Annotated in this window: 22 protein-coding genes and 1 other RNA gene; 10 read left to right on the plus strand and 13 right to left on the minus strand. The window is 33.6% G+C overall.

Going from position 1 to position 26,747, the window contains the following annotated elements; all coding sequences use genetic code 11:
* Window positions 1-2: 2 nt before the first annotated feature.
* The 4 genes from K1X16_RS08765 to K1X16_RS08780 all read right to left on the minus strand — a co-directional run bounded on the left by K1X16_RS08765 (window position 3) and on the right by K1X16_RS08780 (window position 4,994).
* Entirely contained in the window at window positions 3-335 is a 333-nt protein-coding gene (locus tag K1X16_RS08765) for a hypothetical protein (RefSeq protein WP_195872293.1), read from the minus strand.
* Window positions 328-1,587 (minus strand): dihydroorotase, encoded by a 1,260-nt coding sequence (locus K1X16_RS08770; protein ID WP_225035805.1) that lies wholly within the window; start codon window positions 1,585-1,587, stop codon window positions 328-330. The genes K1X16_RS08765 and K1X16_RS08770 overlap by 8 nt, the downstream gene beginning before the upstream one ends.
* Before the next feature lie 169 nt (window positions 1,588-1,756).
* Window positions 1,757-3,682, minus strand: a complete 1,926-nt coding sequence (locus K1X16_RS08775; RefSeq protein WP_225035806.1) for a BatA domain-containing protein — start codon at window positions 3,680-3,682, stop codon at window positions 1,757-1,759.
* 304 nt (window positions 3,683-3,986) lie between these two features.
* Window positions 3,987-4,994, minus strand: a complete 1,008-nt coding sequence (locus K1X16_RS08780) for a glycosyltransferase family 2 protein (RefSeq protein WP_225035807.1) — start codon at window positions 4,992-4,994, stop codon at window positions 3,987-3,989.
* Between the two features lie 81 nt (window positions 4,995-5,075).
* Here K1X16_RS08780 and K1X16_RS08785 point away from each other — a divergent pair, with 81 nt between their 5' ends.
* Entirely contained in the window at window positions 5,076-6,971 is a 1,896-nt protein-coding gene (locus K1X16_RS08785; protein WP_225035808.1) for a peptidase M61, read from the plus strand.
* Window positions 6,972-7,218: 247 nt separating this feature from the next.
* On the opposite strand, the gene fahA is transcribed toward K1X16_RS08785, so the two are convergent.
* Window positions 7,219-8,511 (minus strand): fumarylacetoacetase, encoded by a 1,293-nt coding sequence (gene fahA / locus K1X16_RS08790; protein ID WP_195872344.1) that lies wholly within the window; start codon window positions 8,509-8,511, stop codon window positions 7,219-7,221.
* A 109-nt stretch (window positions 8,512-8,620) separates the two neighbouring features.
* Between fahA and glyA the strand changes: the two genes are divergently transcribed.
* Window positions 8,621-9,892: a serine hydroxymethyltransferase gene (gene glyA / locus K1X16_RS08795; protein ID WP_225035809.1), complete on the plus strand. Its 1,272-nt coding sequence runs from the start codon at window positions 8,621-8,623 to the stop codon at window positions 9,890-9,892.
* A gap of 92 nt (window positions 9,893-9,984) precedes the next feature.
* On the opposite strand, the gene K1X16_RS08800 is transcribed toward glyA, so the two are convergent.
* The 6 genes from K1X16_RS08800 to K1X16_RS08825 form a co-directional block, all read right to left on the minus strand.
* Window positions 9,985-10,608 (minus strand): hypothetical protein, encoded by a 624-nt coding sequence (locus K1X16_RS08800; RefSeq protein WP_225035810.1) that lies wholly within the window; start codon window positions 10,606-10,608, stop codon window positions 9,985-9,987.
* A 72-nt stretch (window positions 10,609-10,680) separates the two neighbouring features.
* Window positions 10,681-11,586: an alpha/beta hydrolase gene (locus tag K1X16_RS08805; protein WP_225035811.1), complete on the minus strand. Its 906-nt coding sequence runs from the start codon at window positions 11,584-11,586 to the stop codon at window positions 10,681-10,683.
* A gap of 21 nt (window positions 11,587-11,607) precedes the next feature.
* The gene (locus K1X16_RS08810; RefSeq protein ID WP_225035812.1) at window positions 11,608-13,185 is read right to left on the minus strand and encodes a right-handed parallel beta-helix repeat-containing protein; all 1,578 of its coding nucleotides are present in this window, start codon (window positions 13,183-13,185) and stop codon (window positions 11,608-11,610) included.
* 555 nt (window positions 13,186-13,740) lie between these two features.
* Window positions 13,741-14,505 carry a hypothetical protein gene (locus K1X16_RS08815; protein WP_225035813.1) on the minus strand — a complete coding sequence of 255 codons (765 nt, stop codon included), beginning with the start codon at window positions 14,503-14,505 and terminating at the stop codon, window positions 13,741-13,743.
* An 83-nt stretch (window positions 14,506-14,588) separates the two neighbouring features.
* Window positions 14,589-14,978: an acyl-CoA thioesterase gene (locus K1X16_RS08820; protein WP_195872283.1), complete on the minus strand. Its 390-nt coding sequence runs from the start codon at window positions 14,976-14,978 to the stop codon at window positions 14,589-14,591.
* Window positions 14,979-15,042: 64 nt separating this feature from the next.
* Window positions 15,043-16,071: a glutaminyl-peptide cyclotransferase gene (locus K1X16_RS08825; RefSeq protein WP_225035814.1), complete on the minus strand. Its 1,029-nt coding sequence runs from the start codon at window positions 16,069-16,071 to the stop codon at window positions 15,043-15,045.
* Window positions 16,072-16,170: 99 nt separating this feature from the next.
* Here K1X16_RS08825 and ffs point away from each other — a divergent pair.
* The 4 genes from ffs (at window position 16,171) to fsa (ending at window position 18,431) form a co-directional block, all read left to right on the plus strand.
* Window positions 16,171-16,269, plus strand: an RNA gene (ffs, locus tag K1X16_RS08830) — signal recognition particle sRNA small type.
* A gap of 143 nt (window positions 16,270-16,412) precedes the next feature.
* Entirely contained in the window at window positions 16,413-17,216 is an 804-nt protein-coding gene (locus tag K1X16_RS08835; protein WP_225035815.1) for an SDR family oxidoreductase, read from the plus strand.
* Window positions 17,217-17,262: 46 nt separating this feature from the next.
* Window positions 17,263-17,676 carry a hypothetical protein gene (locus K1X16_RS08840; protein ID WP_225035816.1) on the plus strand — a complete coding sequence of 138 codons (414 nt, stop codon included), beginning with the start codon at window positions 17,263-17,265 and terminating at the stop codon, window positions 17,674-17,676.
* A 101-nt stretch (window positions 17,677-17,777) separates the two neighbouring features.
* Window positions 17,778-18,431: a fructose-6-phosphate aldolase gene (fsa, locus tag K1X16_RS08845; protein WP_195872279.1), complete on the plus strand. Its 654-nt coding sequence runs from the start codon at window positions 17,778-17,780 to the stop codon at window positions 18,429-18,431.
* A 21-nt stretch (window positions 18,432-18,452) separates the two neighbouring features.
* Here the strand turns inward: fsa and K1X16_RS08850 are convergent, their stop codons facing one another.
* A complete protein-coding gene (locus K1X16_RS08850) occupies window positions 18,453-19,919 on the minus strand; it encodes a TlpA family protein disulfide reductase (RefSeq protein ID WP_225035817.1) in 1,467 nt (488 codons plus the stop codon).
* Between the two features lie 350 nt (window positions 19,920-20,269).
* Between K1X16_RS08850 and K1X16_RS08855 the strand changes: the two genes are divergently transcribed.
* Window positions 20,270-21,895, plus strand: a complete 1,626-nt coding sequence (locus K1X16_RS08855) for an ABC-F family ATP-binding cassette domain-containing protein (RefSeq protein WP_195872277.1) — start codon at window positions 20,270-20,272, stop codon at window positions 21,893-21,895.
* 91 nt (window positions 21,896-21,986) lie between these two features.
* Here K1X16_RS08855 and K1X16_RS08860 read toward each other — a convergent pair whose 3' ends face one another.
* Complete coding sequence (locus tag K1X16_RS08860) at window positions 21,987-22,226, minus strand: putative signal transducing protein (protein ID WP_195872276.1); 240 nt, start codon at window positions 22,224-22,226, stop codon at window positions 21,987-21,989.
* Window positions 22,227-22,437: 211 nt separating this feature from the next.
* Between K1X16_RS08860 and katG the strand changes: the two genes are divergently transcribed.
* From katG to K1X16_RS08875, 3 genes are all read left to right on the plus strand, one after another.
* Entirely contained in the window at window positions 22,438-24,663 is a 2,226-nt protein-coding gene (katG, locus tag K1X16_RS08865; RefSeq protein ID WP_262902559.1) for a catalase/peroxidase HPI, read from the plus strand.
* A 70-nt stretch (window positions 24,664-24,733) separates the two neighbouring features.
* A complete protein-coding gene (locus K1X16_RS08870) occupies window positions 24,734-25,210 on the plus strand; it encodes an ankyrin repeat domain-containing protein (RefSeq protein ID WP_225035818.1) in 477 nt (158 codons plus the stop codon).
* 184 nt (window positions 25,211-25,394) lie between these two features.
* Window positions 25,395-26,579 (plus strand): carboxypeptidase-like regulatory domain-containing protein, encoded by a 1,185-nt coding sequence (locus K1X16_RS08875; RefSeq protein WP_225035819.1) that lies wholly within the window; start codon window positions 25,395-25,397, stop codon window positions 26,577-26,579.
* Window positions 26,580-26,747 lie beyond the last annotated feature (168 nt).

Below are 26,747 nucleotides of genomic sequence, written 5' to 3' on the forward strand. Positions count from 1 at the left end.
GTTTATTGGCCAATTGATTTAAAAAAGTTTTGAAAATAGTCTCCGAGTAAAGGAATATTATTAAGTTTTCCCGTAATTGCTCCGAATATGCCATAGACATAGAGCACAGAAAAGAATATCCAAAACGAGTAAGTTATCATCCAGCTGTTAAAATAACTAGTCACAAAACCTAATAGAACATAAAGAAACCCTAATCCTAATGCTTGTCTTGTGTGAAAAGCGGTGAATGGATTGCGTTTATCCTTATTCATATAAAAGGCGATAAGCGTACCAAACAAAGTGAGGTAAGCGACTACTGCCATTGTTTTTCCTGCTTCAACTGTAGTATTATTCATTATTTAAAACCATTTTATTGTTGGCAATGACGCCATAAGATTTACCTTTTAATTGCTGCCCTAAAAACATACTATTCTTAGAACGTGACGAAATTTTATCAATCGTAAAGTCATAGGTCTCATCCGGATTGAAAAGCGTTAAATCAGCAATTTCTCCTTCGTTTATGGAATGTTCAGTTATGTTGAATCTAGATTTTCCTTGGGTTAAAAGACTAATCGTTTTCTTGGTAGTAAAGCTATTTTGTAAAGCTCCAAAAGCAGATTCTAACCCAATGCTTCCATATTTAGCATAATCGAATTCAATTTTTTTGTATTCTATATCAATAGGATTATGGTCCGTGGTAACCATGTCTATAGTTCCATCTTTTAGTCCTTCAATTAAAGCATCGCAATCCGTTTGCGTTCGCAATGGAGGAAGCACTTTAAAATTCGTGTCAAATTCGTGTAAAACAGCATCGGTAAATACTAGATTGTGAATCGCAACACTACAGGAAACATTCAGTTTTTTAGCTTTTGCAGCTCTAATTAATTCAACAGATTTAGCCGTCGAAATTGTTGGAATATGAAGTTTACCTTCCGTATATTCTAATAAAAATAAATCTCTGGCAACTTGTAGTTCTTCAGCTAAAGCCGGATTTCCTTTCAATCCTAATTTGGTACTATTTACATGTTCGTTAGCGACACCATTTCTAGAAATTCGAGATTCCTGAGGAAATGAACACACCAAACCATCAAAATTACTTGCGTATTGCAAGGCAATTTTCATAAGGTTAGGATTAGAAATTGGTTTTTGGTAGTCGTAAAATGCAACGGCTCCTGCATTTCTCATATCAAATAATTCTGCTAAATCTTCGCCATTACTCATTTGAGTTAAGGCACCAATAGGATAGAGGCTAACGGCATTATCATTAGCCTTAGATTTTACAAAAGTAATATCTGCATAAGAATCTATTACAGGATTAGAATTTGCATTTAATGCTACAGAAGTAAAGCCAGAATTAGCTGCGGTCTTTAAACCATTGCTAATGGTTTCGCGTTCTTCGTAACCTGGTTCGCCAAAAGACACGCTACTGTCAAACCAACCTTGAGAAACATGCAGGTTGTCTAACTGTATTTCTTTATAATTTCTAGGATTGTTTATGCGTTTAGCGATCTTAGAAATACGACCTTTTTCAATTAAAATATCAACCGTTTCATTGTGAAAATCACTTTTAGAATCAACGATGGTTGCAGATTTTATGAGTGCGTTCATTAGGTTCTTAATATTTGTTACGGTTATTTGTTTTTGCGTTATTGTGACATTAAGTTATTTTCTGATTCAGACGAAACAACGACATAATCTAATAACTTTTTTACTAGTTTAAGCTATTTAGGACGCCTAAATAACGCATAACTTAATAACTTTTTAAATTCAGAAATACTTACTTCAAATATTTCAAAAGTAGCATTTCTACTATTAAAAATACTAATGCAAAAATAACAAACCATTTCCATAACGCATTAATAGTTGTATTACTTTTTATAGTATTTATAGTTGTTGCTAAACTAGAATCTACGGTCACATTATTTAAAGGACTTAAATCATAATAACTGAGGTTGCTTTCAGATCTATTGTAATTGAAACTTAAATTTTGAAGTACCTGCTCTTTGTTTTTAACCTTTAGAATTCCAGCAGTATTAGGATACTCTTCGGTTTCTAATATCACAGATTTGCTGTATGTTTTTTGAAGAGGTATCACTGAAGTTTCATCTGATTCTAACGTTAATATATCATCTTGACCAATTGATGTTTGAATCGCAATTGAATTCGGTTGTCCAATTGTATAGTATAATTTAGACAGTTTTAAACTCTGTAAACCCATGTTATATAACACAGGAATAATTAATTGTGAGTTTTTAAAGTTTGAATTTTCAGAATTTAAAGCTGAAGAAAATGCGTAGGAATTAGTGTCTCCAACTAAAAATGGTGTGCCATCTTCATAAGATAAAACAGCATTAGAGTTTGAAGAAAAACGATACGATTGTTCAACTTTAGGATATTGAAAATTAGTCACTTTAGAGTAAAATGCATTTGCTAAAAGCGGATGGTTGTAGTTGATGCTTGTTAGTCGTTTTTCAGATGTGTTTTGATTGCTAAATGTGGTAATTGATAAGTCTTTAAGCAGTTTATTATAAGAATTTAAGTCAGCAGTATTAGAAGGGATAATCAAAATCTTTCCTCCGTCATTTTTAAATGCAATTAACACTGCTTTTAATGCGTTTGAGATGGTTTCGAGTTCATTTAGCACAATTAAATTTTGCTCCGGAATTAACTTAAAATTAAGAGCAGTTAACTCAAAGCTTTTATAATCGAATTCATCTTCTGTGTAAATACGTTTTAAGAAAGAATCATCAGTACGTTCATTAATTGCTAAAACCTTAATTTTTGGTTTCGCATTAATATTAAAATAAAACACATTGTCATACTGTAAACCAGCATCATCAATCACTAGTTTTCCATTAATCACTTTATTATTGGCAATTGTAAATGTTGTTTCGGCTTCTTTATTAATATCCACGGCACTTTTAGTGAGTAGAATGTCGTTATTAAACAAGGAAATAGAAACATTATCAATAGGCTCGGCAACGTTAGATAGTTTTACATTAAGGTCAATGGTTTCGCCAGTGATATTGGATGTATAAAGGCTATCAATACTAATGTTTGTTGCTATTGTAGATTTTGGTTGTACCAATTTGAGTTGAAACGTACTATCAACTTCAAAAGTAAGTGGATTTCCTTTTTGTTGAAAATCGGATACCAAAACCAAATTACGAGTCGCAGCACCTAAATTTGAAAACAATTGTTTTCCCTTTAAATAAACAGCATCATAACTGAGTTGATTTGGCGAATGTGATAATTGAATTAAGTCATTTTTTAAAGCTTTAACGGTTGTGTTTCTATAGCTTTCATCGTTTGTAAATAAACTGATGGTTTCGTCTTCAGGCAACGTATTAATAATATCTTGAATCGCTTCATTTAATAATGTGCCATTGCTACCTTTAGCTTCCATACTAAAGGAGTTGTCAAGGTAAATTACAGTTTCTTGAGATGCGTTAAATTCTTCAGTATTGGGAATAAAAGGTTGTGCAAATGCAATGATAACGCATGCTAAAAGTAACATTCGGGTTAATAAGGTAATCCATTTTTTAAGCTGCGAACTCTTACGTGTTTGAAGTTTTACTGATTTTAAAAACTTAACATTGGTAAATTCTACTTTTTGAAAACGACGTAGCTGAAATAAATGGATAAGAATAGGAATGACCAGCAAAAATAGTGCGTAAAGTAATTCGGGATTTTTAAACTGCATTCGTTGTTTTTATTAAATTTATTAGGTTTTTTGACACTAGTATTTAGATGTTATTTTTGAGAAAAGTATCAACCCAGATAACACCCCTAAAGTCCCCTCAAGGGGACATTCTCACTGTTGCGAATAAAAAAATCTAAAAGATTTTTTTATTAATTGTTCCCTTGAGGGGACTTTAAGGGTGTAATATCAGCCAATTGATAATAATCTTCATAATTATTCATTCATATGTTTAAAAGCCTGAAAGGTCTTAATACTTCAAATATATAGAATACAAAGAGATTTGCTCATTCAGCTTCTGAGAATTTTAACAGAAAAAGAAATAATCAATCATGGCTTGCATATTTTTGGTTTCAAAATACTGTGTAATCTCTTTCTGCGCTTTTGTATTAGCGACAGTAACGATACTTTGAGGCTGATGAAGTTCTGTTAAATAATCAAAATTAAAAAGTTCTTGATCGTAAATATGCTTGCCTATTTTCTTTGGGTTATCGCAAATCCAGTAAAACGGTATGTTTTCTTTTAACAACAGCTTTGCTAAAGTTTTGCCTTTGGCTCCAGCTCCCCAAATTGCTAATGGTCGCGTTGCATCATAATTCAACTCTAAAAAATAGTGTACTTTAAGATCTAAAAAAGAATTCTCTGCGTAATGCTCATGAGTTCTAGAGGTTCTGCTGCTGTAATCTCGCCAATGAAGCAAAACTTTATCACACGGAATGCACGTATAATTGGCTTTATAAAACCGAAATGCTAAATCGTAATCTTCAGGATAAATGTCTGAATTAAAACCTCCACAAGCATCAAAATCTTCGCGGTGTAACATCCAACAAGGCGACGGAATAACGCATTCTTTATATATTTCAGAATAGTTGTTTCCTGAAACCGTAAGCGAATTTAACCATTGCTCATATCGAGCAAAACCATCGCTTAAACCATCGGCTCTGAAGTAGTTTACCTGTCCGACAGCTAAATGTTTCTTGCCATGTTTTTCGAGATTTGTAACCATGGTTTCCAGTCGGATAGGAGTCATTAAATCATCACTATCCATTCTTGTAATATAATTCCCAGAACTATGTTTGTAGGCTGTTTTTAAGGCTTCTATAATTCCTGAGCTATCATTTTTATAAACGCTTATTCCAACCTCTTTTTCAGAATACGTTTTAAGGATTTCAAAAGAATTGTCATCCGAATTATCATCGACAAAAATAGCTTCCCAGTTGGAGTAGGATTGTTTCAAAATGGAGTCCAAACAATCTGCAATAAACGCTTCTGTGTTTTTAAAAGGGACTAAAATGCTAACTAATGGTTGTGACATGTTGCGAATTTAACAAAACCTTTAGGTTTTTAACAGTAACAGATAGTAGATTTGTCTGTCTAAAAAAATAAAACTTAAAACATGAAGAATTATTTAGCCATTCTTGGCTTGAGTATCGTTTTAGTTGGTTGTGGATCTGCAAAGCCAACTGTTGATGATTTGGCTGTTAGCAACCCAATTGAAACAGCTTTAGATTTAACAGCAGTTAATAACGATAGGGTACCTGTGACCATTAATCCTGGTCGTTTTACTTCAGAAACGGTCACTTATAGATTACCAAGAGTAGTGCAAGGAACGTATTCTGTTAGTGATTTCGGAAAGTATATTGACGATTTTAAAGCCATAGATTACGACGGAAATGAATTAAGCGCCACTAAAGTGGATACCAATACATGGACTATTGCTGATGCTAAAGATTTGGATAAAATTGAGTATTACGTTAACGATACTTTCGATACAGAAACGAGTGGTGGAATTGGAGGTGAAGAACCTTTTTCTCCAGCAGGAACAAACATTGAAGAGGACAATTTCGTATTAAACCTTCATGGTTTTATCGGTTATTTTGATTCATTAAAAAACAATCAATATGCTGTAGATGTTACGGCTCCGGCAACTTTTAAAAGGACCTCTGCTTTAGAAAATAAGGGCACCAAATCGAGTGCAGATGGCACAGCTATTACAAGCAGTTATTTTGCGCAACGTTATTTTGATATTACAGATAATCCTATGATGTATGGCGATTTAGATGTTGAAGAATTTATGGTTGGTGATATTAAAATTGTTTTAAGTGTATATTCTCCAACAGGAAAGCATACTGCAGAGAGTTTAAAAGAGACAGTTTTTAAAATGATGGAAGCACAGAAAAGCTATTTAGGAGATGTTAATGCAACTCCGCGTTATGATATCTATTTGTATTTGTCTAGAGGTGATGAAACGTCTCCAAAAGGCTATGGTGCTTTAGAACATCATACGTCTACAGTGGTTGTATTTGATGAAAATAGTAGCTTAGAAGCACTTAAGGCTTCTATGATAGATGTGGTGGCACATGAGTTTTTTCATATTGTAACTCCTTTGTCTGTGCATTCTGAAGATGTACATTATTTTGATTACAACACACCAACATTTTCTAAGCATTTATGGATGTACGAAGGTGTCACAGAATATTTCGCACAACATTTTCAAGTGTATGAAGGTTTAACGGATGACACTGTTTTTTACAATACCATGAAGTCGTATATTGATGTATCTACGCAACGTTTTGATGATGCCATGAGCTTTACCATTATGAGTGAAAACGTTTTAGATGAGCCTTATGCATCAGAGTATTATAATGTATATATGAAAGGTGCACTTATAGGCATGTGTATGGATATTTTAATGCGAAAAGAAAGTGATGGCAATAGAAGTTTGTTATCATTAATGAAAGAATTGTCTGCAAAATATGGTAAGGAAAAACCATTTGAAGATGATCAGCTAATTGCTGAAATCACAGAAATGACTTATCCAAGTGTTGGAGATTTCTTAAGAACACATGTTGAAGGTGATTTACCAATTAATTACAATGAATTTTTTGCCATGGTTGGTTTAAAAAATGGGAAAACTGAATTGGAAACCAATTATATTTTTGCTGGTGGACAAAATATTATTTTTGATGCAGACCGAGAAAGAGGTCTTATTTTCTTTTCGTCTTTAGCAGAAGAGAATTCATTTTGGAAGTCTCAAGGTGTTAAGGCTGGCGATATTATTAAAAAAGTAAATGGTACAGATTTAACTTTAGCTAATGCGCAAGTAACTATTGAAGGTATGTTTGCTTGGAAGGTAGGTGATGAAATCACTATGGAATTGGAACGCGATGGTAAGCCAGTAACCATAAAAGCAACTTTAACCAAAGCAACTGCACTTGCTGATGCTATTGTAGCAGATGAGAATGCAACTGCAGCTCAGAAAGACATCAGAGCAGCTTGGCTAAAAGGATAATTGCTTAAAACTTAAATCAACTTGAAATAGGTTGATTATTCTATATATAAATAAATAAATAAATAAATAAATAAATAAATAAATAAAACCAGAGCTATTTTATACTCTGGTTTTTTTGTGTTCTGAATTAAAGGAAATGTTATAATTCGGGATTTTAATTGTTACATTAAAACAAAAAAGAAGACTGCAGTATTAAAACCACAGTCTTCTTTTTTATATAAAACTTAAAGTTCTTAACTTTAGGGTTTTACTTCTTTTTCTTTGGATTGAATATTGGTAATAATTGTGTTTTTACCTGTCCGAAACCAATTCTAATATCATCATTTTGGCAGTAACCTCTCATAATAACGGTATCGTTATCATTGATGAATTTACGCTCTGTACCATCTTTCATTTTTACTGGTTTTGTGCCTTTCCAACTCAACTCTAACATAGATCCGAACGAATCTGGTGTTGGACCTGATATTGTACCACTACCCATCATATCTCCTGCATTTACCGGACAACCATTAACCGTATGATGCGCTAATTGTTGCGCCATGTTCCAGTACATATATTTAAAGTTAGATTTACAAACCGTAGTTTCTTTTCCGCCTTTTGGTTGAATTCCAACTTCTAAGTTAATATCAAAACTCTTTTTGCCTTTAGTTTGTAAATACTCTAAAGGCTTTGGATTTTGCTTAGGGCTTTCAGTTCTAAACGGCTCTAAAGCATCTAAGGTTACAATCCAAGGTGACATTGATGATGCAAAACTTTTCCCTAAAAATGGGCCTAATGGTACGTATTCCCACTTCTGAATATCGCGCGCAGACCAATCATTAAACAACACCAAACCAAAGATGTATTCTTCAGATTCTTCAATAGGAATTGGCTCGCCTAAATCATTAGCATCTGTTGTAATAAAAGCCATTTCTAATTCAAAATCAACTAATTTAGAAGGACCAAAAATAGGAGTGTCTGCATCTGCAGGTAAGGTTTGTCCTTGTGGACGATGAATAGGAATTCCAGAGGGAATTATAGAAGAACTACGACCATGATAACCAACTGGCATATGAACCCAATTTGGCATTAATGCATTATCTGGATCTCTAAACATGGTTCCAACATTAGTCGCATGTTCCTTACTTGCGTAGAAATCTGTATAATCACCAACTTGAATAGGTAATTGCATTTCAATCTCATCTAAACGAAATAAAATGGTTTCTTTATGTGGATTGTTGTTTTTTAAAGCCTCATTCTCAGCATCAAATATCTCAGCGATTCGGTTTCTAACCAATCGCCATGTTTTTCTGCCATCTGCAATAAAATCGTTCAATGTATCTTGAAGAAAAATATCGTCTGTTAACGGAATCCCTTCAAAATAGCCTAACTGATGCAAAGCACCAAGATCAATAGCAGTATCACCAATCCTGGTTCCAATGGTTATAATGTCGTCTCTGGTTAAGAAAACACCAAAAGGAATGTTTTGAATTGGAAAATCTGAATTTTTACCGACATGTAACCATGAGGTACGATCTGGATTGTTAGCGGATAATGGCATAGAGTTATTGTTGATTAATTGTTCATTAAATTCATTCAAACCTACATAATTTTTGATATTTAAACTAATGTATTTAGTATTTTTGTATTGATTTAACAAAACATTATTTATGCAACGCGACGAACAAATATTTGAATTAATTAAAGCCGAAAAAGAACGCCAGATCGATGGTATAGAATTGATAGCATCAGAGAATTTTGTAAGCGACCAAGTTATGGAAGCTGCAGGATCTGTACTCACAAATAAGTATGCCGAAGGTTATCCTGGTAAACGCTATTATGGTGGTTGCGAGGTCGTAGATGAAGTTGAACAAATAGCTATAGATCGTGCCAAAACCTTATTTGGTGCTGCATATGTTAACGTACAACCACATTCTGGAAGTCAGGCCAACACAGCAGCTTTTCATGCATGCTTAAATCCTGGTGATACTATATTAGGTTTCGATTTGTCTCATGGTGGCCATTTAACACATGGTTCTCCTGTGAATTTTTCAGGTAAATTATATCGTCCTACATTTTATGGTGTAAAGAAAGATACTGGTTATATTGATTACGATATGTTAGCTGATCAGGCTCAAAAAGAAAAACCAAAACTAATTATTGCTGGTGCTTCTGCATATTCTAGAGATATAGATTTTGCTAAGTTTAGAGAAGTTGCCGACAGTGTTGGTGCTGTTTTATTAGCAGATATTTCACATCCTGCAGGATTAATTGCAAAAGGAATTCTTAATGACCCAATGCCACATTGCCATGTGGTTACAACAACCACGCACAAAACGTTAAGAGGACCAAGAGGTGGAATGATTATGATGGGTGAAAATATTGAAAACCCATTCGGAATTACCTTAAAGAGTGGTAAACTTCGTAAAATGTCTGGTTTATTAGATTCTGCTGTTTTTCCAGGAAATCAAGGTGGACCATTAGAACACATCATTGCTGCTAAAGCGATTGCTTTTGGTGAAGCATTAACAGATGATTTTATGCACTATATGTTACAAGTAAAACATAATGCAAATGCTATGGCAAAAGCGTTTGTGGCTAAAGATTATAACTTAATTTCTGGTGGTACTGATAACCACATGATGTTAATTGACCTTAGAAATAAAAATATTACAGGTAAAGATGCTGAAAACGCTTTAGTAAAAGCAGATATTACTGTGAACAAAAACATGGTGCCTTTTGATACGGAATCTCCTTTTGTAACGTCTGGAATTAGAATTGGAACTGCAGCAGTAACAACAAGAGGTTTAAAAGAAAGCGATATGCCTTACATTGTAGATTTAGTAGATGAAGTACTTACTAATCATGAAAATGAAACGGCTTTAGCTGGTGTTGCTGAAAAAGTGAATGCTTTAATGGGTGGACGTAAGTTATTTAACTAAATAATATAAAATAAACCTAACAGGTTTTTGAAACCTGTCAGTCCTAAAAAGTATAAGCCTTTCAATGAAGTTTGAAAGGCTTTTTTAATTTATCATAATTTTGCAAATAAGTCGTTTAGAGATTCAAAATCGCGTCGCTTATAGTTTGTATCATCTCTGTCGTTTATATAATTTATGACATCTTTCTTTGGTCCAGAAGACCAAAAGTTCCAAGTGTCTGTAAGCGTCTTATTTTCTTTAATAAATATTCGGCCAATTAAAGACTTATCAAATGGTTCATTAGAAGCGTCATAAGCACTTACTAAATCGTCATTTTTATAGATTAATCTATATAATCGTTCATCACTATTTAAATTTATATACTTGGTTTCTTTCGGGGTTTCTTCTTCAGTATGTGTTAAATGAACTTCTTTAATGAGGTCGTTTTCAAGAGGATTATAAGTGTTATCAATTTTTAAAATTGTAAACATTTTATTTTCAAAAGGTTGATTGATGCTTATATTCCCTTTGTACACCGAACTGTCTTTTAAGATCACTTTTCCTTCAAAAAAAGGTTGATTAGTATTTATAGTATTGTGGCAATTACAGTCGCTATTTAGGTTACTAATTAAAAGTGCATTTGCGAGTTCTAAAGCTTTATTTTGTGAGTATATACTATTAGAAATAAGAGCAAACAGGATGCTTATTAATGAAAGTTTTAGTTGGAAGTGCTTCATAATAGTTTGTTTTCATAATATTGCACAATAATTATTCCATAAGTGTTGAAAACGCACTAAAATGTGCAAACTTTACTGCGCGTTCATAAACTTAAGGACACGTTTAAAATAGGCACCGCCTCCAACTTTCCACACATTAGAATGATTAGCATTATCAATTTCAATAAGTTCTTTTTTAGCACTCGGAATTTTTGAAAAATTAGCTCTCGCGTATTTTATGTTTATGCGTTCATCTTTATTACCATGAACAATTAAAATAGGTTGATTTATATGCTCGCAATACGCAATTGGTTTGGCGTCGTTTGAGTCGAATTCTGCAATTGTACCTGCTCTATTAACCAAATAATTAGAAAAAGGTGTGTAGCTAAAGCCAGCATGAAGGTCAAAATAATCGTTTACTATAGTTCTAAAATCTGAAAATGCACTTTCTATAATTCCGAATTTAATTCTTTGGTCGTAACCCATGGCTTGCAACCCTATTGCACCACCTAAGGATTGGCCCCAAACTCCAAAATGATTCAGGTTTTCATGTTGAGATAAATAATCAATTAAAGTTTTAACGTCTTTTTTCTCATTAACACCAAAGGAACAAAAATTGCCTTCACTTTTTCCGTGAGCTCTAGAATCTAAGGCCACTGAGTTAAAGCCGTTTTCAGATAGAAAATCAATTACATTTTTAAATTGCTCTTTATTAGCACGAATGCCATGTAACAAAATAACGGTTCCTTTTGTTGTATTCGAACTAGAATACGTTAATCGTGCCGATAATTTAAGACCATCAAAAGAGCTGAATAAAAATTCTTTTTGGTTTAATTTTGAATCCGAATTTGAAGCAACGTCGACGTTTACGTTTTTGTTTCGTTTTATTAAACTAACAACAGGATTTCTAATTTCTGAAATAAGTCGAGGTACAAAAAAATGTATCACTAATAGCCCAAGAATTAAGACAACTAATAGTATACGTTTTAAGAGTTTCACCTTATTCTTGGTTAGCGTAAATTAATCTTCTTCAAACACAATGCTTTGGTATGCGCCAGCGTCTGGTGAAGCCGTTCTGCTTTCGCCTAAAATATCATTAGAAACTTGAGATGCAAAAGACGAGTTTCCGATGCCGTTTGCGCCAGAATTTTCACCAATTCTCATCATATTTTCAAATGGGTTTTCAAAATCTGGTGACTGATTAAATACGTTGTCGACATAAAAGGTTTCATCATCAAAAACATAATTCCCATTGCCTTGAAGATTGTTATTATCGAATCGTAATAAGCAATTTGTGAATTTATAATTAAAAACTTCTCCTTCGTTTTCTAGTAAAAACTCCGGATTATCATTACCGTAAATAATACAGTTATTAAAATTAGCTTCGGTTAAACTGTTTGTAAAAACCGTATTGTTTTCGTCTACAATAAAATCATTTAAAAGTAGGGCAGGGAATTGCCTAAAACTATTATTCCAATAGTTAGCAATTGTACAATGTGTAAAATTGTACTTTCCACCATACGTTCCAGCAAAAGAGGATTGTCCAGCGTTATTAATCACTACGTTTTCTGCTTTTATTGAGGTTGCTCGTCCTAATATTCCAAAACTACTAACATTATAAATTTGCGAATTCCTAATGGTTAATTTATCGTTTGGTGCATCTTGATCGCCTTCAGACAACACTCCAATGGTCGCATTTTTAATGGTGGCGTAATTAATTGTATTGTTTTCACTTCCGTTAAATAACCAAATTGTTCCCCATTGCCCAGGAATATCTTCGTAAAGCGGTTCTAAACGGTCACCTTCTAAAATGACTTCGTTTTCTAGAGCCTCTTGATCTGTACTGAGTTGTCCGTTTATAGTTAACGAGGCATTGTTGGTCACCATTAGTCCAGATTCTGCATGAAAATGAACTCTCGCACCAGCTTCTATAGTTAAGGTTTTTCCTGCGCCAACTCCAGCGTAACCATAAATAACATATGGTTTTTCATTAGTAAAGGTTAGTTCATCATCTTCTAGAAAACGACCTTGTAATGTGGTTTCATCTGGTGTGCCATCTCCATCGACATCGAAGCTTAGGGTTTCAATAATCCCTGTGTCTTCATCTTTATTTGGATATATAAAAACGGCATCTTTAACTAAGGTGACTACATCGACGTCTTGTTGATCATTTCCAGAATCGAATAGAATTTTATCGGTATACAAAAATTGATTTTCGAGACCTCCTAAGGTTGAAATATCAATGGTCGTTTCAATAAAAATGAACAAACTATCTTTTGCTAGCAACTCAACATCTTCAAAAAACTTACCTTCTTGAGCACCTTCTAATCCTGTGGTACCATCAATATTCATTCTGTATCGTGAGTTCACACCTTTTTCGAGTTGTATGGTCGGAATTACAATATCATCATCACTACGATTATAAACTTTTAGGTTGTAGGTGCTAGAGCCTATATTAGTAAAAACGGTATCTAAGTAAATGGTGTCCTTGGCAAAACCAAGATTGCCTTTGCTTGGTGTAAATTCAAAATCGTTACGACAAGAACTCCAAATTAGTAAGATTCCAAAACAAAGAAAAAATGATAGCAATCGCTTCATAAGTAATAAATATAATTAAGGTAATACCAAATAAACTTCAAAATGATGGGTTAAATTCGTTTATATTCTCTTTATTCTTCAATAAAATTTAGTGCCATAACTTATGTTATGCCCAAAATTTTCTCTTTCATCTAAAGAAACTATAATTCAAATTTACCATCCAAAACTTTAAAATTCATTGGGTATAAAAATATAACTTTTGAAGTTAGATTTTAGTATAAATAGATGATAAATTACGTGTGGTTTGTGAACTCTGTAAAAGTTGCGCTATGATAGAAAGGTTCTAGTGTAATTTGTGTTGCTTATAGTTTTAGTTAATGTCGCTCCTCTGGAGCTATGGTTACGGTTTTGGATTATTGGTTATTAATATATCGCCACGATGTGGCTGTTAGGTTACCGTTTTGAGTTGTTAATATCACGCTACGCTGTGGCTGTTATTTTAATTTCGATTAACAGATTAACATGAGATTCGGGTTTGTCCTGCCTGCGAAGGCAGGCATCTATTTAAAAACACTAAAATCACAGGATATTGAAGAATAGTTGGAATAACAGAAATTAATCCTTAGTCACAGGGTCTTCACCATATTGTTCTAGTAAAATTAAAAAGAGTTGACTGTTTAAAACCAGTTCTTCCAATAATTGCATTTTGTTTTCTTCTTTAAGCATTTCCGAACTAATTTGCTTGGCATCGCAATAATCGAAAAATAGATGTTTTCTGCCTTCGGGAATTTTTAAATTATCAGTTAATAGTTGTTTGTTAAAAAATGAACTTTCATTAAATAATGAATCCATTTGAGTATAAGTTATAGGTTGATAAACAGGTGATTCATATTTATTCTTTTTAAAAAGCTTTACCACAGCACTAATAAGATATACAAAGTCTACACCACTAGTTGCTCCAGGTGGTTGGTATAAATGCGGATTATTTTTAATATCCTCCTGAATGAGATTTTTAAGTTCCGTATTATAAGTCTCTTCTACAAAAACAGGTTGCTCAGGTTCGGCTTTTACTTCAACTTCATTAAGCTCTGTTAATATTTCTTCGAGTTCAAAAACGGCTGTGCCCTCAAAATGAAAATCTTTTAATGCTACAGCTTTAGGGTGATAAAATAAAGATTGAAACGATATGGTGTCGTTCACTTTTGCATTAATACTAAAATCACCATCAGTATTGGTTAATGTAATACTTTTTTGTGTTTCATTAAAAACTTTTATGTTTTTAACACTGCCTTTAGCGTCGTAAACTTTTCCGTTTAGTGTTTGGGCAAAGTAAATACACGGGAAACTTAAAAGAAGGGTAAGAACAGTAATTTTTCGCATGCTTTGGTTGATTGATGCGATAAAGTAAGCAGATTAAACTGAAACAAAATGGGCTTTTAATTAAACTTTAACCTAAAGAAATGTTAATTAAAAAGCTCAGCAATTTCAGGAATAATGCGAGTTGGTCGTTGCGTGTTGTTGTCTATTAAACACCATTTTGCTTTCGATTTTACTAGTAATTTTTTGGTCTCTGCATTAAAAATTTCAACATGTCTGGTTGTGGAAACTCCTTCAACTAAAGGAACGAAGGTTTTTAATATTAATTTATCTCCAAGTAGTGCAGGACTTTTGTATTCTATAAAATGATTCACTAAAAACCATGAGTAAGTTTCTAAAATAGGTTTTGTAGCATAAGCCAGCCAATGGTCTTTAGCAATATCTTGAACCCATTGCACATAACGTACATTATTAACGTGGTTAAGATCGTCTATGTCGTCTTCAGAAACTATTATGGTTTTTTCGAATACTTGCAAAATGTGTTTTTACTTAATGTGTTTAGTGTTTGTTACTTTTTGAATAGTGAATTACTACAGTACTCTATTGTTTCATTATCTTAACTTCAAAAAGCTTATCCCAATTTTTTCCTGTTACAAAAATAGTTTCACGTTCTGGGTGATACGCAATACCGTTTAGTACATCTAATTCAGGATGTTGGGTTACCAGTTTTCTTAATGGTTTAAAATCAATAACACCTTCAACACCTCCTGTTTTTGGGTTAATAATAACAACACCATTACGTTGGTATATGTTGGCGAAAATTTTACCGTTAATCCATTCCATTTCATTCAAATTCGGAATTTTACCCTTTTCGGTATAGACTTCAATGTGGCTTTTTTCGTTTAAGTTTTCCGGATTTAATAAATAGATTTTTTCAGTTCCATCAGATTTGTAAAGTGTTTCTCCATCGTTACAAATTCCCCAACCTTCTTTACTTGTGCCATAATTAAAGGTGCTTAATTTTTCAAAGGTATTAACATCATAAACAAACCCTCTTTTAGCTTGCCATGTTAATTGATAGGCTTTATCGTTTAGAATAGTTAAACCTTCACCAAAATACTGATCTTCTAAATTGATGTTTTTTAATACTTCACCAGTTTCAAAATTCACTTTTCTAAGCTTAGATTCTCCTTTTTGACCTGTGCTTTCGTATAATTCTCCATTGTAGAACTCTAAACCTTGCGTATACGATGTAATGTCGTGAGGATAGGTGTTAATAACCTCGTATTTGTAATACGAAGGAATAATATTATTAAAAACTTGAATAGACTTTGTTAAGGTTTCTGTATTGTCACCTAAACTAACTGTTGCTGTGATTTCTTTTTGACCTAAAGTAATTTCATTTAAAACACTTACATCTTCAATAGGTTTCCCATTTAATTGAAAACTAACGTTAGTCACCTTATAATTTTTAGGATTGTTGATAGAAAGCGTCAACGTATCACCAAGCATTAAAGATTTTGCTGGTGTTTTTATGGATAAGCTCGAAAGTTTTGAGGCATTTGTGTCACCACAATTAGATAAAAATAAGCTTAATGCTAAGAGAATGAAATATTTAGAAATGTGCATGATGACAGTTATTATTTTTAGCAAGTTATTAAATAAAATTCAGTTTAAAAATCTGTATATAATTATTGTGAAAGTATTAAAAGATTGTATCTTTGCACCTGGCAAGTCCTACACAACCAGCTCCTGTTGAATCCTCCAGGGCGGGAACGCAGCAAAGGTAAACGGTCGTAGCGGTGTGATGTAGGTAGCTTGCCTTTTTTTGTACAATAAACTCAAATCTTGAAAGCCTTGGCGAATCAAGATTTTTTAGTTTAAAAATAGCTCAACGATGGTTGAGAACTCTTTAAATAGTATAGTAATTTTTGAATTTGTATTTTGCAATTTGAAATTAATAATTCAGTATGTCTAAAGTTGTATTAATAACAGGTGGTTCTTCAGGAATAGGGAAGTCTGTTGGTGAATTTCTTCAAGCTAAAGGATTTAAGGTTTATGGCACAAGTAGAAATCCTAAAAACTATCCAGATAGTAAATTTCCAATTGTTGCTTTAGATGTTACTAAACCAGAAACAATTTCCACGTGTGTAAATGAAGTTTTAACCCACGAATCTAAAATCGATGTCCTTCTAAATAATGCAGGTGCTGGTATTACAGGTCCTATTGAAGAAATTCCTGATGTAGAAATAAAACGCAATTTTGAAACCAATCTTTTTGGGCCAATTAATGTCATAAAGGCTGTTTTGCCTACGATGCGTCAGCAGAATTCAGGATTAATTATTAATGTCACGTCTATTGCTGGTTATATGGGTTTACCATATAGAGGTGTTTACAGTGCAAGTAAAGGAGCTTTGGAGTTAATAACGGAAGCCTTCAGAATGGAATTGAAAGGCTTTAATATTAATATGACTAATGTGGCTCCTGGCGATTTTGCAACTAATATTGCCGCTGGTCGTTATCACGCTCCGGTTTTAGAAGATTCTCCTTATAAAGCTACGTATGGAAATACGTTAAGTTTGATGGACGAGCATGTGGATAGTGGCAGTGATCCAAAACAAATGGCAGACGCCATCTATAAAATCATTCAAACTAAAAACCCTAAAATTCATTATAAGGTTGGCGCCTTTATGCAGAAATTCTCTATTGTATTAAAGCGCATTCTTCCAGATGCGGTTTATGAGAAATTATTGATGAATCATTATAAGTTGTAGTCTTTATGGTACGTTATTTGCGGTGTGAAACTACAAATCAACCACAATGAAACTTATAAAAATACTTTCTTTTGCATGTTGCTTTTTATGTTTTGGATGCTCAGATATTATAGAGTGTATCATTAATAAAAGACCAGAAATACCAAATACATCTTTTGACGTTGGTTATGTTAACAACTATTATTATGAGGAATTTACTTCAGAAATAAAAAATGAACCAAACGATGATGCTTACGGCTATACTTATGAAATCTACGGAGATTTGCCAGATGGATTACAAATGTTCGCGGATTTTAGAACACTATCAATAGAAGGTATGCCAATTGCTTCGGGAACCTTTACATTTAAGATTTACTTATATATTGATCCACCAGAGTATTATGATTACGATACTGAGCGCTACGAAGATTCCATGTGTGCGTATTCTGATTCTAAAGAGTTTACAATAATTATCAATTAGCTACTTATTGTTAATATATTCTGAAAACTCATTCTGTTAAATGAGGCTTAAAGTCGTAAATTCGCGATAATCAAAAACACAACAATTCAAAATAAGTTTTTATGAAATTTTTTATCGATACAGCAAACCTAGAGCAGATTAAAGATGCTCAAGATATGGGTATTTTAGATGGTGTAACTACAAACCCATCATTAATGGCTAAAGAAGGCATTACAGGAACTGATAATATTATGAAGCACTATGTGGCTATCTGTAATATTGTAGAAGGTGATGTTTCAGCAGAAGTTATTTCTACCGATTTTGAAGGTATGGTTAGAGAAGGTGAGGCTTTGGCAGAATTACACGATCAAATTGTAATTAAGTTGCCAATGATTAAAGATGGCGTGAAGGCTTGTAAGTACTTTTCGGATCGTGGAATTAAAACTAATGTGACGTTAGTATTTTCACCAGGTCAAGCATTATTGGCGGCTAAAGCAGGTGCAACGTACGTATCTCCTTTTATTGGTCGTTTAGATGATATTTCTACAGATGGTTTAAACCTTATTGCAGAGATTCGTCATATCTATGATAACTATGCTTTTGATACACAAATATTAGCAGCGTCTGTACGTCATACAATGCATGTTATTGATTGTGCTAAATTAGGAGCAGATGTTATGACAGGACCTTTAAGTTCTATCACAGGATTACTAAAACACCCATTAACAGATAGTGGTTTAGAAAAATTCTTAGCAGATTATAAGAAAGGAAATTAAAAACTAAATTTCTTTTGTAGATTAAAGCGGAGCATCTTGTTTAACAATAAGATGCTTTTGTTGTAATAAGTCTTCAAATGTTTCTATAAAATTAGAGTTGAAGATATTCGCATTAGGATGCAAAATAATTCCGTTTTCGTCAACAATAATACACTTGTTTAAATAGTTGACGGCTAATATTTTACGAGCTTCTTTCGAGTTTTTGAACTTAAATTCGTTAATTGTTGGATAGTTGTAATTGTCAATAATTTTTTTCCAATATTTGTCTGTATTATCATTAACGTTAATTGAAATAAAATCGGTCTGAGGGAAGTGCATTTTCAACTTATCTACCATATAATGGCTATTTCTGTACTGCAACTTAGAATTAGAAGACCAAAAATATATAATTGTAGGTTTGGTAATTATTGAATTAATATGATGTTCTGTGTCATTATAATTTACAATAGTAATATTTGGCAACGGATTACCTTGGCGCAATAACTTTAATGAAGACACCAAGTCATTCATGTATAATTTATCTTCCTCGTTAGTGCTTTTTTCTAAGTAATGATTGAGTAATTCATTGGCTTCATCCTCTGTGTGATTGTAGCTTATGTATTCTCGTGCTTTGTATTTTAGTAAATTATTTTTAATGATTGGATCTGAAATAATGCTATCAATTAAATCTAATTTAGACTTATTGTAATCCATCGCATGTCTGTCAAACTTACTGTGAAACGGATGATTTTTATAATATTCGTGAGTAGCTAAATTATCAATGTGCGAAAATAAAAATCGATTATAAGCAAAGAAACGACTGAGGTGACTTGAATTATAATTGATATGTTTTCTGTGAGCAAAGAAATCTTCAGGCAAATCCTTAATATGAATCAATTTGTTATTTCCAAAATAAGCAAATGGATAAATCTCTTTATCAGCATAAGAATTGTAATTGATATTGGCTTCAATTATAGACTTAAAAAATTCTGATTCATTTTCATTACGAGCTAAAAATGTATTAAACTCATCTAATTGTTTTAATCGTCTTTTTTCAATAAAAGCATTAAAGTCTTCAGGTTCCATCTTAGAATAGGCGACCAACTTTTTTGCTTCTTTTTCGGTAGTTAAATAACTTTTTATGAGGTAATTATTTTTTCTCGCCCCATCTCCTGTAAACACTAATGACTCATCAAAATCGTATGTGTTTAATCGAAACATAATACTGTCCGAAGGCTCTAATAATAACATTTGGTATTCACCACCATGTGTAATAGAATGTAGTCCAGGATTCAAATTATCTATTTTGTAGATAAAGCGATTATTCGCATCTAAAGTTATAGAATCTAAAATTTGACCTTTTGTGTTGTAAATAACAACACTTTTATTTTTGGGATTAATAATTTCACCACCTAAATACGCATAATTATTAACGTTCTCACCTTTGAACTGACACCCAAAAGCAGTAAACAGTAAAGCAAAAGAAAGCACTATACGTTGTGTTAGCATGTTTTAATTATTAGTTTGATATTACAAAAGTATATGAAGCATTGCGCATCTGTTGTTAATACCTCGTTAAATCTTGTTATACAGATTTTTATTACAATTTGAAGGCTGTAAACTAGATGTGATTGCGGAATTATGGTCTTCTATAGCGTTGATAAAAATCAATTTAGTTTATGTTTTAAGCCTAAAGAATGCTAAATCTATTTAGAAACATTGGTTAATCGAAATTTTTAAGTGTTTTTTAAGATTCATATACACGTACAGATAGCTGAGTTTGTGTTTAATTTTCTACTTTTGCATTCTCAAAAAATCACCTTGTAATATATAAGGTTAACAGATTAAAATTTTAAGCTATGTTATCAGTTTCTAATCTTTCAGTTCAGTTTGGAAAACGCGTCCTTTTTGATGAAGTAAGCACCACATTTAATAACGGTAATTGTTATGGAATAATTGGTGCCAATGGTGCCGGAAAATCTACATTTTTAAAGATTATTGCCGGTAAAATGGATCCAACATCTGGAAGTGTGCATTTAGAGCCAGGCAAACGTATGTCTGTTTTAGAGCAAAATCACAACAAGCATGATGAAGACACCGTTTTAGACACCATTTTGAAAGGGAATAAACCTTTATATAAATTGAAATCTCAAATTGATGCGCTTTATGCTGATTATACAGATGAAAATGCAGAAAAGATAGGAGAACTTCAAGTGCAATTTGAAGAAATGAATGGCTGGAATGCAGATAGCGATGCAGCAGCTGTGTTATCTAACTTAGGAATTAAGGAAGATTTACATTACTCCTTAATGAAAGATTTAGACGGTAAGCAAAAAGTCCGTGTGTTATTAGCGCAAGCGTTATTTGGGAATCCAGATTTGCTAATTATGGATGAGCCTACTAACGACTTAGATTACGAAACTATTTCTTGGTTAGAAAACTTCTTAGCGAATTATGAAAACTGTGTCATTGTAGTCTCTCACGATAGACACTTTTTAGACTCGGTTTGTACACATATTTCTGATATTGACTTTGGAAAAATTAACCATTTCTCAGGGAACTATACCTTTTGGTACGAGTCGTCTCAATTAGCTGCAAGACAACACGCACAGCAGAATAAAAAAGCCGAAGAAAAGAAGAAAGAATTAGAGGACTTTATTCGTCGTTTCTCTGCCAACGTTGCAAAATCTAAGCAAGCAACGAGTAGAAAGAAAATGATTGATAAATTAAACATCTCTGAAATTAAACGTTCTAGTCGTCGTTATCCTGCTATTATTTTTGAACGCGATCGTGAAGCTGGAGACCAGATATTAAATGTAGATGGATTAACAGCGAGTTTAGAAGGTGAGGTTTTATTCAAGAATATTGACATTAATTTAAATAAAGGAGATAAAGTAGTGGTGTACTCTAAAGACTCTAGAGCTACAACGGCATTTTATCAAATATTGAATGGTAATGAACAAGCAGATGCAGGTAAGTTTGATTGGGGAGTGACCACAACACAATCGTATTTACCTTTAGACAATAGCGAGTTTTTCAATAATAAATTAACACTTGTCGATTGGTTACGTCAATGGGCGCAAACAGAAGAGGAGCGCGAAGAAGTAAATATTAGAGGGTTCCTTGGTAAAATGATTTTTAGTGGTGAAGAGGCTTTAAAAACATCTGATGTGTTATCTGGTGGTGAAAAAGTACGTTGTATGCTTAGCCGAATGATGATGATTAGAGCTAACGTTTTAATGTTAGACGAACCCACCAACCACTTAGATTTAGAGAGTATTACAGCGTTTAATAATTCGCTCAAAAACTTTAAAGGCACCATAATGTTAACCACACACGATCATGAGTTTGCACAAACTGTTGGTAACAGAATTATAGAATTAACACCAAATGGAGTTATTGATCGCTACATGACCTTTGATGAGTATATGAGTGATAAAAAGATAAAAGAGCAACGCGAAAAGATGTATGGTGTTACGGCATAAAACGCATTGAAAGTCTTAAGACATAAAAAAAGCTGATTTTTAAAATGATCAGCTTTTTTTTGTTTTAAGTGCTTTGTGGCGTCCATATAAGTTATGACGCCTCCATTTCTCCTTTAACCCTATTCACAATGAGCATGGCCTTATCCAATTCATCATTATGAACATAGAGGTCTTGATATCCTTGATTCATAGAAGCATAACCGGCTAATCGCTGAGATTCACCTTCGTCTTTTATAATAGGAACAATCCCTGCTGCTTCCAACTCATCCTTTACACGAGTAACTAAAATAAAATTTCCGAAATAAACTTTGGTATATTCTGTAGTGCTCATAATTATTAGTTTTAAATTTCTAAGAAAAGTTACGAAAATTTATTGATATAAAGTCTAAAAAACTTCACAATATTATTGGTGTAGTCTATCGCTTTTATTGAAACAATAGTTTTAGGCTATTAAAACATTTGATAATAAAATATGGTATTTTCAATCAGAATATCATTATATTCTATTTTTACCGAAAGAAAACAGTAACAATTTATAAAATATGGAAAACTCAGCTCATAATTCTGCGGATTCAATACACGCAGAGAACGAAGAATTAAATCCGCATGGCGGTTCGGGTTCTGGTAAATGTCCTTTTATGCAGGGCGCCATTACAACTACAGAAAAGTCAGTGACCGATTGGTGGCCAAACACCCTTAACTTAGATATTTTACATCAACACGATACCAAAACGAATCCTTTAGGAGCTGATTTTGATTATCAAGAAGAATTAAAAAAATTAGATGTTGAAGCGCTGAAAAAAGATCTTCATGCGTTTATGACCGATTCACAAGATTGGTGGCCTGCAGACTGGGGACATTATGGTGGTTTAATGATTAGAATGGCATGGCATGCGGCAGGATCTTACAGATTAGCTGATGGACGTGGAGGTGGAGGCACCGGAAACCAACGTTTTGCTCCTTTAAATTCTTGGCCAGATAATGTGAGTTTAGACAAGGCGAGACGTTTATTGTGGCCAATCAAGAAAAAATATGGTAATAAAGTCAGTTGGGCTGATTTAATAATTCTTGCAGGAACTATTGCTTACGAAGACATGGGATTAAAAACCTACGGCTTTGCTTTTGGACGTGAAGATATATGGCACCCAGAAAAAGATGTGTATTGGGGAGCCGAAAAAGAATGGTTGGCACCTAGTGATGAGCGCTACAGTGATGTTGATAGTCCAGATACCATGGAAAATCCATTAGCTGCGGTGCAAATGGGATTAATTTACGTGAATCCAGAAGGAGTTAATGGCAAACAAGATCCTTTAAAAACGGCCTTGCAAGTTCGTGAGACCTTTAAACGTATGGCCATGAATGATGAAGAAACAGTGGCGCTAACGGCTGGTGGACATACCGTTGGGAAAACACACGGCAATGGTGATGCCAATATTTTAGGGCCTGACCCAGAGAGTGCCGATGTTGATGCACAAGGTTTAGGGTGGTCTAATCCTACAAAATCGGGAAAGGGGAGATATACTGTTACTAGTGGTTTAGAAGGAGCTTGGACTACGCATCCTACTAAATGGGATAACGGCTTTTTTGAAATGCTATTTAACCATGAGTGGGAATCTGTAAAAAGTCCTGCAGGAGCTGATCAGTGGGAACCAGTTAGTATTAAGGATGAGGATAAGCCCGTAGATGTTGAGGATTTAACAACAAGGCTCAACCCAATGATGACTGACGCCGATATGGCCATGAAAATGGATCCTATCTACAGAGAGATTTCATTAAAATTCATGAATGATTTCGATTATTTCTCTGATACATTTGCGCGTGCTTGGTTTAAATTAACGCATCGTGATATGGGACCAAAAGACCGTTGGTTTGGACCAGATGTACCACAAGAAGATTTAATTTGGCAAGATCCTGTTCCAAAAGGGAATAACGATTATAATGTTGACGCTGTAAAAGCTAAAATAGCAAGTACAGATTTAACACTATCAGAATTAGTAGCTACCGCTTGGGATAGTGCAAGAACGTATAGAGGATCAGATTTAAGAGGAGGCACTAATGGAGCGCGTATTCGTTTAGAACCACAAAAGGCATGGGAAGCTAATGAGCCAGCACAATTACAAAAGGTGTTAGCTGTTTTAGAACCTATTGCTACTGAATTCGGGATTAGTGTTGCAGATACCATTGTATTAGCGGGTAATGTTGGTGTAGAAAAAGCGATTCAGAATGCAGGAATGAATGTGACTGTACCGTTTACACCAGGTAGAGGTGATGCCACACAGGAAATGACAGACGTAGACTCGTTTGAATCTATGGAGCCACATGCTGATGGGTATAGAAACTATCAGAAACAAGTGTATGTTGTGAGTCCGGAAGAACTATTACTAGATCGTACACAATTACTAGGCTTAACAGCAGCGGAAATGACCGTTTTAGTTGGAGGTATGCGTGTCATAGGAACCAATTATGGTGGAACTAAACATGGAGTATTTACTGAAAATGAAGGGGCTTTAACAAACGATTTCTTTGTGAATATTACAGATATGATTTACGAATGGAAATCTCAAGATGACGGTACGTATCATATCACCAACCGTCAAACAGGTGACCTGAAGTACACAGCAACACGTGTAGATTTAGTGTTTGGTTCTAATTCTATTTTACGTGCCTATTCTGAATTATATGCACAAGATGATAGTAAAGAGAAGTTTGTTACAGACTTTGTTGCTGCTTGGACCAAAGTGATGAATGCAAATCGTTTTGATATTTAATTTATAACACACCTACTATAAAAAGGAATGCACTTAGGTACGTTCCTTTTTATTTTAAAATTTATTGAAAATGAAAAATGACAAGGCTGCTTTTTTTGAAGCCATCACAATGGGAGATACGGATCGGTTGAGCGCATTGCTAAGTGTAAATCCAAAGTTGGTGAATGAGAACGATGCTCGTGGATTCACGCCGCTAATTTTAGCGACGTATTTTAATAATGAGGAAGCGACACAAATTCTTATTGAAAATAATGCCGATATAAATGCAAAAGATGCTTCTGGCAATACAGCACTGATTGGAGTTAGTTTTAAAGGTAATGTGACTTTAGCAACGACCCTGTTGGCGAATGGAGCTGATATTAATGCTGTTAATAAAGATGGCACAACCGCTTTAAGTTTTGCGACCCAGTACAACAAAATTGCTATTGTAAAATTGCTTTTAGAACAAAATGCAGATGCGAGTATTAAAGATACTGCTGGTAAAACCGCATTAGCGTATGCAAAGGACAAACACTTTGATGAAATCGTGGGACTTTTAAGTGCGTAGGTATTTCTATTTCTACGCTTCGCGATATGTCCTAATTGAGTAAATAAAAGCTAAATAGAGCTGCATACGGAACCAGATAAAATCATGGGAAGCGGTTTTGGTTATGTAATTAATTGAACCATCCTTCGATAGTACTAAAGTTTTATGTTAAATTGTGATGATTCAAAAAACAAAAAACTATTACATGTATTCAATTCGATTACTAATCATTTTTATTTTATTAAGTTTTTCAGTGCAATCGCAAAACAAGACGCTCAAAATTGAAGGTGTTGTTTTAGACGAAGCAGAATTAAGCATTCCTTATGCTGCTGTTAGCATTACTTCAAAATATATTGGAACATCCACTAATGAAGACGGCCATTTTTACTTAGAGTTATCAAAAAAACATGAATTAGATACCTTAGAGGTGTCTAGTATTGGTTTTTTAACCTCTAAGATAGTCGTTAAAGAATTTTTAGAGTTAAAGGAAAAAGTAATCACTTTAAAAGAAGACATCGTATCGCTAGATGAAGTTAACATAATGAATCCTCAGCAATACGTAGAACTTGCTTTTAAAAACTTAAAAAAGAATACGGTAAGTTCTGTTCATGAATTAAAAATTCTAAATCGGTTTTTTGCTGTAGAAGAGGATAAGGCTAAATTTTTTATTGAACACTATCTTAAAATTAAAGATGTCGGTCCAAGTAGAAGCAGCCATATTCGTAGAATAGACATTTTAGAAGGCCGTAGGTCTGCAGATTATAGAATGTTTAAAGATGCTAATATGGGAAGAATCTATCCGCTGAATTTTATGACACGAATAGATCCTTTACGTCGCGGCATTTCTATTAAGGATTTCAAATGGACAAAGCTTGGAGATACGTCTTACGATGGAGAAGATATTGTTATAATCCAAGGTGTAAACCAGGTTGAGAAACGCAAAAACTATTTAGACCCTGTGCTTTATATCGGTATTGATAGTTATAAAGTCTATAAAACACGAAACAAGGCCTCTAATGTGGTTTATATCTACAAGAAAAATGAAGACGGGAAACTGTATTTAAGTTATCACAATCATTATACAAGGCGTTATATGGATTTAACAGAAGCGCAGAAGCGTCTTCTAAAAACTACAGACAAGGACGTTAAATTATCTAAACGAAACGAAGTCATTGTTTTAGGTATAGAAATGGACAAGAAGAAAATAGATGTGGGAAATACCGACCTGCACCGTACAAAAATGGAAGAGGTTGATGTAAAGTATAACGCTCATTTTTGGAACACGGTTAATTTGCCACCAGCTACAGATTACTTTAAAAAGAGTATTAAAGAATTAGAGTCTAATTTTGGAATTCCTATTGAAACGCAGTTTGAGCTGGTGAACAAGTAAAACTAAAATGAGAAAGCGACGTACAGGCTCTACTGTTATTTTCTTTAATTAAAGGCTGTTATTAAATCTTGACACCAACAGAACCATTAGGCGAGGGGTGAAGCTCGTAGGTGAAATCAGGATTGATATTAGCCTCATCACGGTGTGCCACAAACAAAATACTGGTTT

Source organism: Winogradskyella sp. SM1960 (assembly GCF_020179375.1).
Classification (GTDB): Bacteria; Bacteroidota; Bacteroidia; order Flavobacteriales; family Flavobacteriaceae; genus Winogradskyella; species Winogradskyella marina.

Excerpts from the sequence above, each read along its gene's own strand:
- K1X16_RS08765 (WP_195872293.1), bottom strand. The coding sequence starts at position 335 with ATGAATAATACTACAGTTGAAGCAGGAAAAACAATGGCAGTAGTCGCT.
- K1X16_RS08770 (WP_225035805.1), bottom strand. The coding sequence starts at position 1,587 with ATGAACGCACTCATAAAATCTGCAACCATCGTTGATTCTAAAAGTGAT.
- K1X16_RS08775 (WP_225035806.1), bottom strand. The coding sequence starts at position 3,682 with ATGCAGTTTAAAAATCCCGAATTACTTTACGCACTATTTTTGCTGGTC.
- K1X16_RS08780 (WP_225035807.1), bottom strand. The coding sequence starts at position 4,994 with ATGTCACAACCATTAGTTAGCATTTTAGTCCCTTTTAAAAACACAGAA.
- K1X16_RS08785 (WP_225035808.1), top strand. The coding sequence starts at position 5,076 with ATGAAGAATTATTTAGCCATTCTTGGCTTGAGTATCGTTTTAGTTGGT.
- fahA (WP_195872344.1), bottom strand. The coding sequence starts at position 8,511 with ATGCCATTATCCGCTAACAATCCAGATCGTACCTCATGGTTACATGTC.
- glyA (WP_225035809.1), top strand. The coding sequence starts at position 8,621 with ATGCAACGCGACGAACAAATATTTGAATTAATTAAAGCCGAAAAAGAA.
- K1X16_RS08800 (WP_225035810.1), bottom strand. The coding sequence starts at position 10,608 with ATGAAGCACTTCCAACTAAAACTTTCATTAATAAGCATCCTGTTTGCT.
- K1X16_RS08810 (WP_225035812.1), bottom strand. The coding sequence starts at position 13,185 with ATGAAGCGATTGCTATCATTTTTTCTTTGTTTTGGAATCTTACTAATT.
- K1X16_RS08815 (WP_225035813.1), bottom strand. The coding sequence starts at position 14,505 with ATGCGAAAAATTACTGTTCTTACCCTTCTTTTAAGTTTCCCGTGTATT.
- K1X16_RS08825 (WP_225035814.1), bottom strand. The coding sequence starts at position 16,071 with ATGCACATTTCTAAATATTTCATTCTCTTAGCATTAAGCTTATTTTTA.
- K1X16_RS08835 (WP_225035815.1), top strand. The coding sequence starts at position 16,413 with ATGTCTAAAGTTGTATTAATAACAGGTGGTTCTTCAGGAATAGGGAAG.
- K1X16_RS08840 (WP_225035816.1), top strand. The coding sequence starts at position 17,263 with ATGAAACTTATAAAAATACTTTCTTTTGCATGTTGCTTTTTATGTTTT.
- fsa (WP_195872279.1), top strand. The coding sequence starts at position 17,778 with ATGAAATTTTTTATCGATACAGCAAACCTAGAGCAGATTAAAGATGCT.
- K1X16_RS08850 (WP_225035817.1), bottom strand. The coding sequence starts at position 19,919 with ATGCTAACACAACGTATAGTGCTTTCTTTTGCTTTACTGTTTACTGCT.
- K1X16_RS08855 (WP_195872277.1), top strand. The coding sequence starts at position 20,270 with ATGTTATCAGTTTCTAATCTTTCAGTTCAGTTTGGAAAACGCGTCCTT.
- K1X16_RS08860 (WP_195872276.1), bottom strand. The coding sequence starts at position 22,226 with ATGAGCACTACAGAATATACCAAAGTTTATTTCGGAAATTTTATTTTA.
- katG (WP_262902559.1), top strand. The coding sequence starts at position 22,438 with ATGGAAAACTCAGCTCATAATTCTGCGGATTCAATACACGCAGAGAAC.
- K1X16_RS08870 (WP_225035818.1), top strand. The coding sequence starts at position 24,734 with ATGAAAAATGACAAGGCTGCTTTTTTTGAAGCCATCACAATGGGAGAT.
- K1X16_RS08875 (WP_225035819.1), top strand. The coding sequence starts at position 25,395 with ATGTATTCAATTCGATTACTAATCATTTTTATTTTATTAAGTTTTTCA.